The sequence below is a fragment of the Trichloromonas sp. genome (genome assembly GCF_041583255.1).
GTDB lineage: Bacteria > Desulfobacterota > Desulfuromonadia > Desulfuromonadales > Trichloromonadaceae > Trichloromonas.
Genome location: NZ_JBFHGD010000053.1, coordinates 1 through 16829, shown reverse-complemented (window position 1 = coordinate 16829; position 16829 = coordinate 1). Strand labels below are relative to the sequence as shown.

17 protein-coding genes are annotated in these 16829 nt (G+C 56.7%); 10 read left to right on the top strand and 7 right to left on the bottom strand.

Annotated elements, in window-relative coordinates; translation table 11 throughout:
- From ABYV89_RS06290 to ABYV89_RS06260, 7 genes are all read left to right on the top strand, one after another.
- Positions 1–735 (top strand): restriction endonuclease subunit S (locus ABYV89_RS06290; RefSeq protein ID WP_432822091.1); only part of this gene is annotated, 735 nt, incomplete at its 5' end.
- Position 736: 1 nt separating this feature from the next.
- Positions 737–1669, top strand: coding sequence for a hypothetical protein (locus ABYV89_RS06285; RefSeq protein WP_432822090.1), 933 nt, complete (start codon positions 737–739; stop codon positions 1667–1669).
- Between the two features lie 163 nt (positions 1670–1832).
- Positions 1833–2309 (top strand): hypothetical protein, encoded by a 477-nt coding sequence (locus tag ABYV89_RS06280; RefSeq protein WP_432822089.1) that lies wholly within the window; start codon positions 1833–1835, stop codon positions 2307–2309.
- Between the two features lie 6 nt (positions 2310–2315).
- Complete coding sequence (locus ABYV89_RS06275; protein WP_432822088.1) at positions 2316–3170, top strand: TerB family tellurite resistance protein; 855 nt, start codon at positions 2316–2318, stop codon at positions 3168–3170.
- A 67-nt stretch (positions 3171–3237) separates the two neighbouring features.
- Positions 3238–5034 (top strand): GmrSD restriction endonuclease domain-containing protein, encoded by a 1797-nt coding sequence (locus ABYV89_RS06270; RefSeq protein ID WP_432822087.1) that lies wholly within the window; start codon positions 3238–3240, stop codon positions 5032–5034.
- 10 nt (positions 5035–5044) lie between these two features.
- Positions 5045–5917, top strand: coding sequence for a DUF3553 domain-containing protein (locus tag ABYV89_RS06265; RefSeq protein ID WP_432822086.1), 873 nt, complete (start codon positions 5045–5047; stop codon positions 5915–5917).
- A gap of 517 nt (positions 5918–6434) precedes the next feature.
- Positions 6435–6938: a class II SORL domain-containing protein gene (locus tag ABYV89_RS06260; protein ID WP_432822085.1), complete on the top strand. Its 504-nt coding sequence runs from the start codon at positions 6435–6437 to the stop codon at positions 6936–6938.
- A gap of 28 nt (positions 6939–6966) precedes the next feature.
- Here ABYV89_RS06260 and ABYV89_RS06255 read toward each other — a convergent pair whose 3' ends face one another.
- The 7 genes from ABYV89_RS06255 to ABYV89_RS06225 form a co-directional block, all read right to left on the bottom strand.
- Positions 6967–7392, bottom strand: a complete 426-nt coding sequence (locus ABYV89_RS06255; protein ID WP_432822084.1) for a universal stress protein — start codon at positions 7390–7392, stop codon at positions 6967–6969.
- A 19-nt stretch (positions 7393–7411) separates the two neighbouring features.
- On the bottom strand, positions 7412–8707 hold the full coding sequence (locus ABYV89_RS06250; RefSeq protein ID WP_432822083.1) for a TRAP transporter large permease: 1296 nt from the start codon (positions 8705–8707) through the stop codon (positions 7412–7414).
- Between the two features lie 109 nt (positions 8708–8816).
- The gene (locus tag ABYV89_RS06245) at positions 8817–9320 is read right to left on the bottom strand and encodes a TRAP transporter small permease (RefSeq protein WP_432822082.1); all 504 of its coding nucleotides are present in this window, start codon (positions 9318–9320) and stop codon (positions 8817–8819) included.
- A gap of 70 nt (positions 9321–9390) precedes the next feature.
- Positions 9391–10488 carry a TRAP transporter substrate-binding protein gene (locus tag ABYV89_RS06240; RefSeq protein WP_432822081.1) on the bottom strand — a complete coding sequence of 366 codons (1098 nt, stop codon included), beginning with the start codon at positions 10486–10488 and terminating at the stop codon, positions 9391–9393.
- 213 nt (positions 10489–10701) lie between these two features.
- The gene (locus ABYV89_RS06235; protein WP_432822080.1) at positions 10702–12003 is read right to left on the bottom strand and encodes a TRAP transporter large permease; all 1302 of its coding nucleotides are present in this window, start codon (positions 12001–12003) and stop codon (positions 10702–10704) included.
- On the bottom strand, positions 12000–12485 hold the full coding sequence (locus tag ABYV89_RS06230; RefSeq protein ID WP_432822079.1) for a TRAP transporter small permease: 486 nt from the start codon (positions 12483–12485) through the stop codon (positions 12000–12002). The genes ABYV89_RS06235 and ABYV89_RS06230 overlap by 4 nt, the downstream gene beginning before the upstream one ends.
- Before the next feature lie 119 nt (positions 12486–12604).
- Positions 12605–13618, bottom strand: a complete 1014-nt coding sequence (locus tag ABYV89_RS06225) for a TRAP transporter substrate-binding protein (protein WP_432822078.1) — start codon at positions 13616–13618, stop codon at positions 12605–12607.
- A gap of 314 nt (positions 13619–13932) precedes the next feature.
- On the opposite strand from ABYV89_RS06225, the gene ABYV89_RS06220 reads away from it, so the two are divergent.
- The 3 genes from ABYV89_RS06220 to ABYV89_RS06210 form a co-directional block, all read left to right on the top strand.
- Positions 13933–15264: a TolC family protein gene (locus tag ABYV89_RS06220; RefSeq protein ID WP_432822077.1), complete on the top strand. Its 1332-nt coding sequence runs from the start codon at positions 13933–13935 to the stop codon at positions 15262–15264.
- Positions 15257–16360, top strand: a complete 1104-nt coding sequence (locus ABYV89_RS06215) for an efflux RND transporter periplasmic adaptor subunit (RefSeq protein ID WP_432822076.1) — start codon at positions 15257–15259, stop codon at positions 16358–16360. The genes ABYV89_RS06220 and ABYV89_RS06215 overlap by 8 nt, the downstream gene beginning before the upstream one ends.
- 1 nt (position 16361) lies before the next feature.
- Positions 16362–16829 (top strand): efflux RND transporter permease subunit (locus ABYV89_RS06210; protein ID WP_432822075.1); only part of this gene is annotated, 468 nt, incomplete at its 3' end.

The following is a 16829-nucleotide window of genomic DNA, read 5'->3' as shown; positions in this document are numbered from 1 at the left end:
GACGAGCCTGCTTCGGTTTTGCTGGAGAGGATTAAGGCTGAGAGGGTGAGGTTGGTTAAGGAGGGAGAGTTGAAAAAGGCGAAGCCACTTGAGCCAGCTACGTTAGATGAAGTGCCTTTTGATATGCCCGATGGCTGGGCTGTTCAGCGCTTCGGTGACATCACTAATACCGTGGGCGGGGTTACAAAAGGGAGAAAGTTGGCAGGTAGAAAAACGGCATCATATCCCTATTTACGGGTAGCAAATGTACAAAGGTGGTTCGTTAATCTCGATGTGATGAAGGAGATTGAAATTCCAGTTGAGGAACTTGGAAAATACAAGCTCCTGCATGGTGATTTGCTTATCACTGAAGGAGGCGACTGGGATAAAGTCGGACGAACAGCAATTTGGGAGGGACAAATTGAAAACTGCCTCCATCAAAATCATGTATTTCGCTCCCGCCTTTTCGTAAATGATTTATGTCGGGACTGGCTTGTGCTGACCCTCAACTCACCTGTCGGTAGAGAGTATTTCGCTGGCTCATCGAAGCAGACTACAAATCTGGCATCAATCAACATGACGCAACTAAAGCATTTTCCAATGCCTGTGCCACCAGTAGAAGAACAAAAGCGTATCGTCGCCAAGGTCAATCAACTAATGACCCTGTGCGACGAACTCGAAGCCAAGCTCAGCCATGCCCAGCAGCAAAGCGCAAAGCTGATGGAATCCACCGTTCGACAGCTTTTGGTGGCGTGATATGGAGTGGCTTGCTTCCTTGTTTACGGTTATTGGCGGAGTTTATGGTACATGGCGTTTTATTAAACATAGAATCCATAAGGAAAGTACCAGTGACCAAAAACAACAAACGAAGGATGATTTTCCTTGTGATGTATATGCTCTCGTAGGGAGGTTTGTCGAAATATACAAGGCCCATGGCATCGAGCGAACTCAGATTCCCCGGTTCCTTGGGGAAGATGGGGGGGTGGTTCTCGCTGATGTCAGCACCGACGAAAGACTCCTTCACGCGCTTTCTGAAAAAGTTCTGAAGTGCACATGTTCTAAATTTGGTATTTCCAGAGAATGGCTTGATGGCAAAGATGTTCCTATCTATCCTCGCATTTGGTACGACAAAAACATGAAGGGGTTCATCGACTTTCTCGAAGGGCTAAAAGCCGAGTTCGATGAGGTCGAGTTTTTTGCGATTAAGTGCGAGAAGGATAGTTTGCAAAAGAACAAGGAGCGTTTCCCAATAGCCTTCGTATGTCGTGGCAAGCTTGACCATTGGGGGAGTCTTGGGGAGGAGTCAATCTGGCGGCACTATCCACTGAATGACACTCTCTATTGGGGCTATGATCGAACCCGGTTCCAAATGAAAGCTATGGCCCTGGTTGCGTGGCAGTTCGAGATTCCTATGTTCGGGAGTGAACTGCCGCAAACTGACGTTGAAAAGATAATCCAGGGAGAGGTCTTCCCTGGGCCTTATTTAGAAAATCTTTTCAGGGGTGCTTGGCATCTTGACGATTATATTTTTGCAAATGGCGAAAGCGTCTGTGCAAAGGATGTTGCCGATGCGCAGAAATTGTATGAGGTAATGAAACGTCTAGGCTGGATGGATTATTTGGTTAAGAAAACCGGCTCTGTTCCTCGTTCGATTTTCGAGCGTAGTGAGGTCGGTGTGCAAAGCATATGATTTGTCTAAAAAAAGCGCCAGATGCCGATGAAGGCGCTAAACTTTTGCCCAGCACGGAGGTACAGAGAAATTTAAGAAGCCACCGTTTGGTTATTTTAAGCGGCATAAGAATCCGTATTAATTCATGTAGAAACAAACTCTTATAGGCGAAGGTGGGTTTGGGATGAAAGTCAAAGGCATCGATCCAAAGACCGGTAATGAAGTAGAAATAGAAATTGAAGACCTCCAAGAAGGTTTTTTTGAGTCGATGAGAAATTTCGAGATGTCTGATGATGCGATCAAGCGTCTGATAGATAAAATGGATATTTCTGCGGATGCAAAATCACTTTTCTATTCCTTCTCAAAGGCTACCATCAAGGCGGGTGAATACGTCATTAAGATTGGGCGCAAGATCCTTGATTACGTATGCCTGGTTTACCGTGAGTTCCCCAAAGTCACATTTGGTGTTGTCTTTGGAGCGATAGTCGGTGCCCTGTTTTCTTCCATCCCATTCCTTGGCATTGTTCTCGGCCCAATTGTAACTCCAATCGCCATAGCGATTGGTTTGGTCGGCGGACTCGTCCTCGATATTCAAGACAAGGCTCTTGAAAGAAAGATTTCCGAAAAGGTTGCAGCATTTTCTCCTCTCGTCGCAGGGTGACTCTTTATGAGTGGATGTACGAAAGGCGAATGGTTTGATGGCATCGAAAACATTGTCAGCGACCCATTGAGATTCAAGGCAAAGCTGGCGATCGGAGAGGATGCGTACACGTCGTTGCGGGTAAAAAATGCCACCTTTGAACTTTGGGATGTCGCCGGGGTTGCAAGTACGGCTGTGGCTGTTGCTAAGTCATCTGCTGTGGCATCGACGTTTTTCGCATCGAATGGCATTCTGTCCCTTGGTGGTTTGATCGGTACAGCGACAACTCCTGTCGGTTGGGTTGTGGCGGCTGGCGTACTTGCTGGCGGTGGCTGGATAGGTATCACCCGTTATATCAAGCAGTCGTCAAGCAGCAAGGTGACGGTCATTCCCAACTTCATTAACACGCCGATGGATGTCCTTGCGCTGGGGCTTTTTGATCTGATGGCACCCCTTGCTCTTAAGGTCGCATCAATTGATGGGGAAATCTGTGATGACGAACGAAGTACGATTCTTTCCTACTTTGTAGAGCAGTGGGGCTACGACGGCGGTTTTGTCCGTGAAGGAATTACGTTTACCGAGAAAAGACTCTCTGATTTTTCAATCAAGAACCTGGCCCACTCGCTCGCGGAATTCAAGAAGCAGAACAAAGATTGCAATTATAAGGTTATGTCGCGTGAGCTCATAAATTTTTTGCGTGAAATCATCGAAGCGGATGGGCGTATTGATGAACGCGAAGAGATGGCAATTGAAAAGGTTGAACAAGTTTTTGACGAGGTCGATCGATACAATTTTAAAAAGGTAGCAAAAGACGGCTTCGATTCAGTTTCAGAAGTTGCCAGGAAGATGCCCTTCCCCGCGCTCCTGTGTAAAAAAAAGTAGGCTGATTGAAACCACTGAAGCATGTTTGAATGGGCGTTTTTGAGATCAATATTTTATGGAGGAATGTTTGCAAACTCAAAAATATTCTGTCAACCAACATCTTATCGAAACAATACTCGCCTGGGTCAACTCAGGTGAAATAGCCATACCTGAAATTCAACGCCCTTTCGTCTGGGATGCATCCAAGGTTCGGGACCTGATGGATTCTCTCTACCAGGGATATCCTATCGGCTATCTCATCGCATGGCGCAACCCGAACGTCAAATTGAAGGACGGTTCAGCATCCGAGGGCAAAAAGGTTCTGATAGACGGTCAGCAGCGCGTAACAGCTCTGACTGCGGCCGTATTGGGCCAGTATATAGTCGACCAGGACTACCGTCGGCGCAAAATCCGGATCGCATTTCACCCTGATGAAGAAAAATTCGAGGTTACCAATCCGGCCATAGAAAAAGACAAGCGCTGGGTGGCCGATATTGCGCCCCTCGTCAACGGCCAAGTTGGCCTGATCAGAAGCGTCAAAGACTACTGCGAGAAGAACCCGGAGGTTAATCCCGAAAAGGTTGAAACCACGATCACCAATCTGATGCAGATCGCGAAGAAGCAGATCGGCCTGATTGAGCTGGCATCCGATCTGGATATCGAAACCGTCACGGAGGTCTTCATCCGCATCAACTCCAAGGGGGTTGTGCTCAGCCAGGCGGACTTTGCCATGTCGAAGATCGCCAGCAATGAGACTTATGGTGGTTCAACCCTCAGGAAGGCTATCGACTATTTCTGTCACCTCGCCGTTGCGCCCGAGTTTTACTCGACCATAGTTGATGTCGATAAAGACTTTGTCAATACCGACTACTTTCAGAAGATGACCTGGCTTAAAAACGAGAACGGAGATCTCTACGATCCGGACTATAGCGATTTGCTGCGGGTCGCCTTTGTGCCGCAGTTTAATCGCGCAAAGTTCGCCGATCTTGTCAGCCTGTTATCGGGCCGGAATTTTGAGACCAAACAGTTCGAGGAGGAGATCGCCAAGGAGTCATTCGAGAAGCTCAAGGCCGGTATCTTCGATGCCATCAACGAGACCCATTTCAAGCGTTTTCTGATGATCATCCGATCTGCCGGGTTTATCGATTCGGGTATGATCCGCTCTCAAAATGCCCTGAACTTTGCCTATGTAGTCTATCTCAAGCTGCGCTCACAAGGCCTGGCGCCCCACGACATTGAAAAATATGTGCGGCGCTGGTTTGCGATGTCCGTGCTGACCGGGCGATATTCATCCTCCCCTGAGTCGAGCATGGATTTTGATATCCGCCAGATAGCGAGCAGGCCTTTCGGAGAATTTTTGCGGGCCGTAGAGGATGCCGAGCTTTCCGATGCCTTCTGGGATGCTGGGTTGGTTCAAAGTCTAAATACTTCAGTAAGCAGCAGCCCTTATCTCAATGTGTTCTGGGCCGCGCAAATTAAAGCCAATGATAAGGGGTTCCTTTCCCGAGATATCACCGTGAACGATCTCGTGAGCCACAAAGGGGATATCCATCATATTTTCCCGCGAGACTATCTGAAAAAGAATGCCTTTAAGCGCGGCCTTTACAACCAGATTGCCAATTACGTCTATATGCAGTCTGAAATCAACATCAAGATCGGTAACAAGTCACCGCAGTCTTATTTTGAGGAGTTGTCTGAGCAGTGCAATGGCGGGGCAACCAAGTATGGGGCTATCTGTGACATGGCAGGCCTCAAAGATAATCTCAGCCGGAATTGCATTCCCGACAGCATTTTTGGGATGACCCTAGGTCGGTATGAAGAATTTTTGCTCGAGCGCCGCGTTTTGATGGCGCGGAAGATGAGGGATTACTACTTCTCATTGTAAGGGGGGGGCTATGGCAGGCATTCAAATTGGAGACAAAGTATTGCATCCAAAAATGCCAGATTGGGGCCTGGGCAAGGTGCTCAGTGTGGCAGCAGATGGAAAGGTGAAGGTCTACTTCGTCCATGCTGGAGAGAAGACCCTGAACCAGAAATTTGTTCAACTTGAAAAGCTGGAAGGAGTCGAGGCTGAGCATCCCATCCTCGACAACCCGACATTCAACGAACGTGCAAAAGGCAAGGCGCATAAGGGGCTGCCTGACGCCCGTCTCGATTTTCTTAAACACTTTCCGCAGGGTTTTGATGATCCGGAATATGTTCGGATGGAACGTGTCTACAAGATCGATGCTCGGGAGTTGCTTCTGGAACTCCTCAATGAGTCGGAGTTCTCATCTCTCTTGAGTGCTAAAAATTATGCTGAAATTGTCAAACGGGCATTGCAGGTCGTTAACAAGACAAATCTGATCTTTCCTAACGAGAAGATGGGCCTCAAGGACGGATTGAGGTCGCCAGAGAACATGCATATTTTTGCAGAGAGGCTGTTCGCCCTGCTTTATGGCCCAGGAAATTACCGGGATCGTTTTGAGGGTTTTGCGGACTGTCTGGAGCAGATCGACGCCAGCAAATGGACCACCATGACCTATTTCCCCTTTTTGGCCTTCCCCGAAGAGCAGATGTTCCTCAAGCCTGAGATCACCAAGCATGCGGCGGAATTGACCAAGGCAGAGCTGAATTATCGATCCAACCTGAACTGGCTGACGTACTCAAGCCTGCTTGATTTCGCCAAATACCTTCATCAGGAACTGGAAACGATGGAGATGAACCCGCGTGACATGATCGATGTTCAGTCTTTTATGTGGTGCATCACGCCTGGAAAATATGATTAGCGAATCGTCCGGGACTTCCCCCAGGACTGACTTGCCATAAGTAACTAGAAAAACAGCCCAACCTGATATTTCCAGGTTGGGCTGTTTTGTTTAAAAACTATCACGTCGAAAAAAAGGTGGCGGTTTTTGATCCTGCCCTTGGAGATATCCCCCCTGCTCAGTAGGTATAGGACTCCCAGGTTTGTTTTGATTGCTGCTATTTTAAATAACTAATCAGAACTATTGCTTTTATCTTCACCTTGCCGGTCTTTTTCCGCCTTCCGCACGGGAAGGCTGCAGCTGTTGCTGAGTCAGGTATTCACTCCCAGGCGGGGGAGAATCCAGCGGTTTAACACGTACCAGATGACCAGTACGCCGATGATGCCGAGCCATTCCATGGGCAGCCTCCTTGTATATGTTTATGACGATATAGCAGAGAGCGTTTGCGTGCAAGGTTTTTCCGGCACTCTGCTTGACTCGCTGCGCTGCTTTTCTATAGTTCATGACAATGAACTTTTTACAGCGGAGGATTCCGGTAATGGAAAAACGATGCAGGCGGCGTGACTTTCTGATCGGCGGTACTCTGGCGGTGGGCGGAAGTTTGCTGGGCGGCCGGGTGTTGGCAGCAACGGAAACTGCTGTGACGAAGGGAGGGTTCAAGGGGTATGTCGAGATTGATCCGGGGCTGTTCGCCGGCATCAACCGGGTCGCCAATCCGGCCGACAAGAGCATTCTGGAAAAAAAGCATGCCCCGGTGATCGCCGTCCCGGCGAAAATCGTGGCCGGTGAATCGTTTGCCGTGACCCTGACCATGGGCGAGATAGACCACCCGATGGGGCCGGCGCACTACATCCAGAATGTCGATCTGCTGGTCGGCAACGAACCGGCCGGCCACGTCGAGTTCAGGCCAGAGGTGGCGACGGCCAAGGCGACGGTCTATATCCGGCTCGACCGGCCGGTCACCCTGGTGGCGCGGGCCTACTGCAACCTGCATGGGTTGTGGGAGAGTCGGCTCGAGGTGTCGCCGGTTCCGGCGGCGTAACAAGCCGTCCCCTTCGGCCGGGCTCCGCTCAGAAGAGCATGACCGGGCAGCGCACATTGTGCAGGGCGTAGTTGCTGACGGTGCCGAACAGCACGTCGCGGATTTCACCGGCACCGCGCCGACCGAGGATCAGCAGGCTGAAATTCTCGTCGTTGGCGATCCGGCAGACCACCTGCCGGGGCGAGCCGGAAACGATGCGGATTTCAGTGCGCAGGCCGTCCCGCTCCAGCTCTTGCTGGAGGGTCTCCAGCAGGTGCTTGGCGGCCTTGCGGGCGCTGTCCCGGATCATCTCGATCTGAAAGTCGGGAATCATCCGGTAGGCGATCTTGTCCTCATCGATCACGTGCAGCAGGGTCAGCGGGCCGAAAAAACGCGACTTTTCGCGGATGATCCCCTGTACGATGCGGGCGGAGGTCGGCGAACCGTCGAGTGGCACCAGGATTTTATCGTCCATATACATGCCTTCCGGGAAATCAGCCGCCGTAGCCGTAGATCAACCGCGGCAGCAGCAGGATCAGGTCAGACCAGTAGGTAAAGAGCAGCAGCAGCAGGATCTGGATGACGAGGAACGGCAGCACGGCCCGCGAGACGTAGAGCAGATCGCGGTTGACGGTGGCGCCGGTGATGTAGAGGCTGACCCCGAGCGGCGGGGTGCAGTAGCCGATCCCCAGGTTGATGGTCATGAGCAGGCCGAAATGCATGCTGTCGATGCCGAATTTGGCGAGCAGCGGCAGAAAGATCGGAGTCAGAATCAGGGTCGCCGAAATGATGTCCATGAACATGCCGATGACCAGCAGCAAAATGTTGACCGCCAGCAAAAAGACCCAGGGCGACTGGATGTTGCCGACCACGGCATTGGCGATCTTGTCGGGGATCTGTTCGAAGGTCAGGTATTCGCCGAAGACCGAGGCGCCGGCGACGATCACCAGCAGAGTCGCCGAGGTTACCGCCGAGGAGACGATGACCTTTTTCATGTCGCGCAGCCGCATGTCGCGGTGAATGACGATCTCGACGAAGAAGGCGTAGAAGCAGGCGACCACCGCCGCCTCGTTGGCGGTAAAGAGGCCGGAGTAGATGCCGCCGAAGATGAGGACCGGCAGCAGCAGTGCCCAGATCCCTTCTTTTACCGTTGTGACGACCTCGCTGAAGGATGGCTTGGGCTGGGTGGCGTAGCCCCGCGACCGGCAGACCACGTAGGCATACAGGGACATCGCCGCCATGATCAGGATACCGGGGATGAAGCCGGTGAGAAAGAGGGCTTCGACCGAGTCGTTGGTGACCATGGCGTAGAGGATCATGGCGATCGAAGGCGGGATGATGATGCCGAGAATCGGCGCCGTGGTCATCAGCCCGACGCTGAAGCGCTCTTCGTAGCCATTTTCCATCAGGGCCGGGATCATGAATCCCCCGATGGCCACCACCGTCGCCACGGTCGAGCCGGAAATGGCGCCGAAAAAGCCGCAGGCCAGAATGCCGGCCATGGCCAGCCCGCCGGGCAGAAAACCGACCATGACATTGGCGGTTTTGATCAGCTTTTCGACGATGCTGCCGGTGGTCATGATGTTGCCGCAAAGGACGAAGAAAAGCACCACGATCAGGGCGAACTTGTCCATGCTGCGATAGAGCACCTCGATGACGATCTGCGGGTCGATGCCGAGCAGGTAGGTCAGGCCGACCAGCCCGGTGAAAAAGAGGGCCATGAAAACCGGCACCGTGGTGGCCAGGCAGCCGATCAAAACCGCGAGAATCAGTAGGTAACTGCTTTCCATCAATACATCCGGTAAGTGGTGATTGGTGATTGGTTAAAGCGTAAAGTCAAATTCGAAAATTGGATTGGTGGGTATCCGAGGCAGTGTGCAGGCTGCCCATCATGAATGTCTAATCACTGGTTCTGTTGGATAATCCCCGCCAGTCCTCGACCATGACGATCAGGGTGCGCAGGAACATCATGCCGCCCATCAGCGGGAGCACCGCGTAGAAATACCATTCCGGAATCTGCAGGGTGGCGCTGCGGGCATATTCGTCAGCGTAGACCGCCCGGGTCAGCTGCAGGCCGAGCCAGATCATGGTCGAGGCGAACAGCAGCACCACCAGGTGACTGAACAGGGTCAGCGGTCGTTTCAGTACCGGGAACATCTGCGGCAGGGCGTCGATGCGGATCAGCGACCGATGCCGCACGGCCGCGCTGCAGCCGATAAAGGTCGTAAAAAATATGACCTTGCGCACCAGCTCGTCGGACCAGTACAGGTTGATGTGGGTGGTCTTGCGCAGGATGACGTTGGCCATGGCGGCCAGCAGGGCGGCCGAGACGGTCAGGAAGAGCGACCAGTCTTCGATGGCGGCGATGGTTCGGTCAACCGTTTTGAAAATTCTTTTAAGCATCAAAGGGCTCAGAAAAAAGGCCGGGGAGGACATGCTCCCCGGCTTGTGTTGTCCAGTACAGGTGGCAGGGTCAGTGGGTCAGGGTTTTGCGGACCTTGTCCAGGTAATCCTGGCCGACCTTCTTCCCCCAGGCGTCATACACCGGCTGGGAAAGTTCGATCAGCTTGTTGCGGTCGCTGTCCGCGAGGGGGAAAAACTCGACCCCCTTGGTTTTGGCGTCGGCAATCTGGGCTTCCTGCTGCGCCTTGGTCAGGGTGCGTGATTTGGCGCTTTCTTCCTCGATGACCTCGATCAGGATTTTCTGCAGTTCGGCTGGGAGTTTGTCAAACCAGCTCTTGTTCATCAGGTGGATGAAGAGTCCCTGGGCGTAGTTGACCTCGGTGAAGTACTTGGCGACATCGAATTTTTTGGTGATATTGCAGACGGTCGGCGTGTGGTCGAGGCCGTTGATGACCCCGGTCTGCAGGGCCTGGGGGACGTCGGGCCAGGGCATGACCGTGAATTTCAAGCCCCAGCTTTTGTAGATGTCGGTATTGACCGGCGCTTCGGCAATGCGGAAATTGACCTGAGCGGCCTCGGCGATGTTGCGGACCGGCACCGTGGTGGCCCAGCCGTAGGTGCCGTAGCCGGTGATATCGACGACCTTCAGCCCGGCCGGCAGGGCGCTGTCGCTGAACTCCTTGAAGAGTTCGGCATCGGCCCGGAACTGGTCGAGCTTCTCGAAGGTGTCGATCACGTAGGGGAGGTTGACGATGCCGAGCTTGTCGGCGACGTTGGCCGCGGCCACCGAGGAGCAGAGAATCCCCTGCACGGCGCCCATCTTCAGCTTGCTCAGGACATCCTTTTCGCCACCGAGCTGGGACAGCGGGCGGAAGTCGACGTAGATCTGGCCGTTCGATTTTTCCCAGACGGCGTCGCGGATGCGATAGCCGACGCCGGTCCCTTCAATGGCCGGATGTGATACGTTGGAAAGGGTATAGACATATTGAGCGCCACTCGGGTCGAAGGCCGGTTTCCATGCGGCCAGGGGATCGGCCTGGGCCGGGGCGCTCGCCGGGGCCGTTTCGCCGATTTTCTTCGCTTCTGGTGCTTTAGCCTCCTCTTGCTTGCTGCAGGCCAGAGTCATAAGGGCTATCGTCATAAAAATAAGCAGTGTAATTCTTTTCATTTAACTCCTCCTTGGATTTTGTCGATTAACCGTGCCGGAAGCTTATAGCATTGTTGTTCTGCAGAAAAAAACCTCGTTTGAGTATAGTTGAGATGACAGCTTTGTTTCCAGCCCGATCCCGTTTAGCACTCGTTTGGATGGCGAATTTTGATCCACCCAAACAAGATTGGGCCGCCCTAAACGCACGGACGAAGGCTGGGCGTGGCCATCTGGTCATTTCATCAGGCCGGGCAGAAAGAGAGCGACCTGCGGAAAGAGCATGAGTATCAGATTGCAGACCAGCAGTGCCAGCAGCATGGGGAAAACCCCGCGGAAAATCGTTTCCAGCGGGACATCCTTGGCCACCCCGTGGACCACGTAGACGTTCACCCCGACCGGCGGGGTGATCACCCCCATCTCGGTGACCAGCACGATGATGACGCCGAACCAGATCGGGTCAAAGCCCAGGGCCTGCACCACCGGGAAGAAGATCGGCACGGTCAGCATGATCATGGCCAGGGCATCCATGAAGCAGCCGCCGAACAGGTAGACCAGAATGATCAGCCCCATGATGGCGTAGGGCGGCAGCGGCAGCGAGCCGACCCAGTCGGCCAGTTCGAAGGGCACCCGGGTGATGGCGAGAAAATGGCCGAACACCACCGCCCCGGTGACGATCACCATGACCATGCAGCTGATCCTGGTGGTATCGCTGAGGGATTGCACGAACCCCTGCCAGCTGAGCTGGCGGCGAAAGAGGGCGAGGGCGATGGTCAGAAAGGCGCCGACCGCCGCCGCTTCGGTGGGGGTGAAAATGCCGAAGAAAATGCCACCCATGACCATGACGAAGAGCGCCAGGGTTTCCAGCACGCCGGCAAAAGAGCGAATCTTACGGCGGAACGAGGTTTTCGGTCCGGGCGGGGCGAGTTCCGGGTTGATTTTGACCCGGATGAAGATAGTCAGAAAGAAGAGCCCGCAGAGCAGGATGCCGGGGATGATGCCGGCGGCAAAGAGTTTGCCGATCGATTGCTCGGTGATGATGCCGTAGACGATGAAAACGACGCTCGGGGGGATCAGGATGCCCAGGCTGCCGCCGGCGGCCACGGTGCCGGTAGCCAGCCCCATGTCGTAGCGGCGCCGCTTCATTTCGGGGATGGTGACCGTGGCCATGGTGGCCGCGGTGGCGTTGGTCGAGCCGGAAATGGCCGAAAAACCGGCACAGGCGCCGATGGTGGCCAGGGCCAGCCCGCCGGGGCGATTGCCGAGCATGACGTAGGCGGCATGGTAGAGCCGGCGGCTGATGCCGGACTGGTAGGCCACCTGGCCCATGAAGACAAAGAGCGGGATGACGGTCAGGCCGTAAGAGGAGAAGGTGTCCCAGATGTCCCGGGCCAGCAGGTTGAGTCCCGCCTCGAAATTTACCACGTAGCTGAACCCGGCCAGTCCGAGCAGGGCCATCACGAAACCGACCGGCATACGGGAAAAGAGCCCGGCGATCAGCAGAACGATACCGATAATGCCAATAGTGGTCATGCTCATCTGCCGAATACCCCCTGCAGGTTTTTCTGGAAATCGGCGAGCAGCACCAGGCAGACGGCCGCGGAGGACAGCCCGACTCCGTAGACGAACGGATAAAAGGGCAGCTGCAGGGTCATGGAAACCTCACCGGCCTGGCGCAGGTTTTCCCCGTACAGCACCGAGCGCCAGGCGATCAGGGCGAACAGCAGCAGGCTCAGGGCGGTGGTCAGCGTGTCGACCAGGGCCTGCCCCCGGGCCGGCAGCAGCTGCACCAGGACGCTGACCGCGATATGCCCCTTTTCGACGCAGGTGTGGGCCATGGCAAAGGAAACGGAAACCGCACTGAAAAAGGAAACCAGCTCATAGGTGCCGGGGATGGGGAGGCGGAACAGGCGCAGCAGCACGTCGGCGCAGGTCAGCAGCATCATGGCGACGATAGCCGCCCCGGCAACGCCGAACAGCAGCCGGGCCAGGCTGGTTCCAGTGGACTCAAGGCGATTCATGAATGCAACAATCTTTCGTTTGTCGTCGACAGTAGCGGTGAACGTCGTCGGTTGGCGCAGTTCAGCCCCGCCGCCGAAAAGGCGGCGGGGCTGAAAGGTTGCGGATGAATTTGGCAGGCTTACTTGGACGCTTCGGCGATCAGGGCGCGAATGCGTGCGACGTACTCGGCGCCGTTCGGGGTGTTGGCGATGTAGTCGTTGATCACCGGCTCCACCGCCTGGCGCCAGCGGGCGCTTTCTTCGGCGGAGAGGGGGATCAGCTCGTTGCCGAGGCTCAAGGTGAAGTCTTTCCCTTCCTGGTCGGCCCGGTCCCAGGTTTCGCCATGGATCACGGCGTACTCCGCGGCGACGGCTTCGATGATTTTCTGGTCGGCTTCCGTCAGGCTGTTCCACTGGCTGCGGTTCATGACCACGAACATCGCCGTGGTGTAGCCGATGTCGGTGCACTCGGTGGTGTACTTGATGACTTCGGCCTGTTTCCAGCCCTTGAGGGTTTCGATCGGGGCGAAGGTTCCTTCGACCACCCCTTTCTGCAGGGCTTCGTAGGTGTCGCCCTGGGGCATGGCTACCGGTACGGCGCCGAGCGCTTCGACGACCTTGGCACTGAGGCCGGTGGCGCGGATTTTCATCCCCTTGAGGTCTTCCAGGGTCCGGACCGGGGTCTTGGTGTGCAGCAGGCCGGGGCCATGGGCGTGCACATATAGGACCTTGACGTCCTTGAGTTCTTCAGGGTTGATGGTTTTGGCGAATTGATCGACTACGGCGGTAGCCACCTTGCCGTTCGGGTACCCCATCGGCAGGTCCAGGGCGGCGGTGACCGGAAACCGGCCGCGGGTATAGGCGAAGCAGGAGTTGCCAAGGTCGGTGATGCCGGTGACCACGCCGTCGTAGACCTGGGGGGCCTTGGTCAGGGTGCCGCCGGGGAACGGGGTGATGGTGATCCGTCCTTCGGTGCGTTTTTCGACTTCCTTGGCGAAGTTGGTGGCGGCGATCGCCTGATCGTGGGTAGGCGGGAAGAATATGCTGAAAGTCAGGGATTTGGTTCGGGCGGCATGCGCGGGGACAAACGCCAGCGACAGCAAAAGGGTGCCGGCCGCAACCAGAAGAGAGAGGGGGAGTCGTTTTGACCGCATGGTATTGTCCTCCGCACGTGAAAGAGAAGAGTTTGAGTTCCGAACCCCGGGATCGGCCAGCGCTCGAACTCGAAACTAACTGCTTGAAAAACGGTGGAAATCAACGCAATTTCGGCAGGATAAACGACCCCCGGATAAAGGTCAAGGGAAAATCAGTCGAGATATCCTGCCGGATTCTTATATATAAATGTGGAATTGTCTGCTTGCCGTTGTCCCGCGACTAAGCTACGCTCTAATAAGCATGTGCTTAGTATTGTGATTCTTGACTATGTACCGTAGTTACTATATATATAGTTTTATGTTGGGGCCTGCCTATGATCCATCTTCTTCTATTCTGTCTGCTGCTGGGAGCCGGTTCTGCCTATGGGGAAAGCGTGAGTCTCCGGCAGGCGCTTGACGAGGCGGTTTCAAACCGGCCCTTGGCTCGGGCGGCTAGCGAGGAAGCCCGGGCGGCCGCTGCGGCGGTCGGCGAGGCGCGCAGCCGCTTGCTGCCGCGGCTGACTCTCAGCGAGAGCTTTTACGCCACCGACGAGCCGGGCGGCAGCCTCTTTATCGCTCTCAACCAGGAAGATCTCAGCCTCAGCCCTTCCGCAGATGCCTACAATTTCGCCCCGAGCCGCAACGATTTTGAAACCCGCCTGACCCTTGAGCAAGCGCTGTACGATCCGGATGTCAGCTATGGGCTGAAGCGGGCGAAAAAGGGGGCCGAAGCCGCCGCCGCCATGTCTCGGAGAAGCCGGGAGAGGGCCGCTTTTGCCGCCTTTCAGGCTTATCTCGAGGTGCAGCAGGCCCAGGCCGCCCTCGGCTGGGTCGAAAGTTCGCAGAAGGAAGCCGCAGAAATTCTGCGCCTGGCCGGCGAACGCCAGCAGGCCGGGATCGGGCTCAAGGCCGATGTGCTGCGGGCCCAGGTGCTGGAGGCCCGGGTCAGGCAGCAGCATATCGCGGTCGAGCACGACCTGGCCCTGGCCCGGCGCTCGCTGGCCCTGGCCATGGGCCGAAACGGCGGCGATGTGGATATCGCCGTACCCCTGACAGCGGCGTTGTTGGCCGGTACCACGGGGGAGCTGCCGATGGCCAGGGCAGACCTCGAAGCCCTGTCGCTGCAGGTCGATGAGGCTGAGCTCGGCTACCGGCAAAGTCGGGCCGCCTACTTGCCCCGCCTGGGGCTCAGTGCCTCCTATGCCTTGCATGATGCCGACACACCGTTCGGCACCGATGCCGCAGCCTGGTCGATACGGGCCGGAATGAGCTGGGAGCTGTTCGACGGGTTCCGCCGTTCCAGCCAGAGCGAGCGAACGGCCGCCGGGAAAAGGGCTGCCGCGGCGCGGTTCGAAGAATCGGCGCACCAGGCCGGTTTCCAGCTGGAGCAGTCCAGGCTGCGGGCCGAAGAGGCCCGGCTGCAGGTCGATGTCGCCAGCAGGGCGCTGGCTGCGGCTGAAGAAGGCCAGCGGCTGCTGCTGCTGCGCTACGAGGCGGGTCTGGACGACCTCTCGGCCATGCTGTCGACCCAGGAGTCTCTGGATCGCTGCCGTTTCGAGCTGGTCAACGCCAACACCAGGCATATTCTGGCACTTGGCAATAGCGCTTTTCAGAATGGCAGTTTTCTGCAGGCTTTGGCTTCGGCACAGGAGAAGAGTCGTGACTAGATTGAATCGGATCGCAGTGGCCGTATCCCTGCTGTTTATCTCCGCCTGTGGCGGCGATATCGAGCCTGGCCGCACTGAAGCGGCCGGCGAAGCGGTCCAAGGACTGGTTCTCGCAGCGGTGGCCGCGGGCCCCCTGGCCGGCGGAACGGCTTATGTCGGAGCGCTGGAAAGTTCGGGTCGCGGCCAGCTTTCCGCCCGCATCGCCGGCCGCATCGATCGCATCCAGGTCGTCGAAGGGGACCGGGTTGCGGCGGGGCAGACCCTGCTGACCATCGCCGACAATCCGGCCGGCGAGCAGCTCAAAGAGGCCGAGGCGGCCCTGGCCGAAGCTCGCGGCGCTGCGGCGGCAGCCGAGGCCCGGCAGCAGCTGGCGGAAAAAACCCATGCCCGCTTCCAGCAGTTGTATGCCCGGGAGGCGCTGACCGCCCAGGAGTTCGACCGGGTCAGCGCCGAACTGGAAATGGCCCGGCAGAACTCGGCCGCTTCAATGGCCGGCGTACGCCGGGCCGAAGCGGCGGCTGCCGGGGCCAGAACCGCCAGCGACTATACCCGGGTCACCGCCCCCTATGCGGGCGTGGTGGCCGAACGCATGGTTCAGGAAGGCTCCACGATTCTGCCCGGCACCCCGCTGCTGGCCCTGGATCGCGCGGGGCGGCTTCGGGTGCGGGCCGAGCTGCCCGAGGCGCTGGCCGGCCAGATCGCGGTCGGCGATCCGTTCCTGGTCGAAATACCGGCGCTGAACCAAAGCCTGAAGGGAGCGGTCAGCGAGGTGACCGCCGCCGATCCGCGCAGTCACTCCTTTCAGGTTAAAATCGAGCTGGCAACGGAGGAGAGCCTGCCCGCCGGGCTCTTCGCCCGGGTTCGCCCGGCCGGGTCCGGTGCGACCGCCCTGCTGGTGCCTTCGGCGGCGATCGTCACCCGCGGCCAGCTGACCGCGGTCTACGTCGTTGAAAAGAGCATCCTGCGCTATCGGCTGGTGAAGACCGGCCGCCACGTCGGCGACCGGGTGGAAATCCTTTCCGGGCTGGCCGAAGGGGAGACCCTGGTGGTCGAGGGGGCCGGGCGGGCGAAAAACGGCGGCCGGGTGGAGGAGTAGCATGCCGGCCAGAAAGCACGCCCTGCCGACCCGGATTGTCGACCGGTTTCTTGACGGGAACCTGTCGGTTATCCTCATCCTGTTGTCGTTGATCGCCGGGGCGGCCGCCCTGCTGCTGACCCCGCGCGAGGAAGAGCCGCAGATCATCGTGCCGCTGGCCGATGTCTACGTGCACATGCCCGGAGCCAGTGCCGAAGAGGTGGAAAAGCAGGTCGCCACCCGCCTGGAAAAGCTGCTCTGGCAGGTCGACGGGGTCGAGTACGTCTATTCCATGTCCCGCCCCGACCTGGCGGTGGTGACGGTCCGCTTTTTCGTCGGCGAGGACCGCATCGATTCGCTGGTCAAGCTGCACAACAAGATTTCCACTCACAGCGAGCAGGCGCCGCCGGGGGTGGCCGGCTGGGTGATCAAGCCGGTCGAGGTGGATGATGTTCCGATTGTCAACCTCTCCCTTTTCTCGGACCAGGTT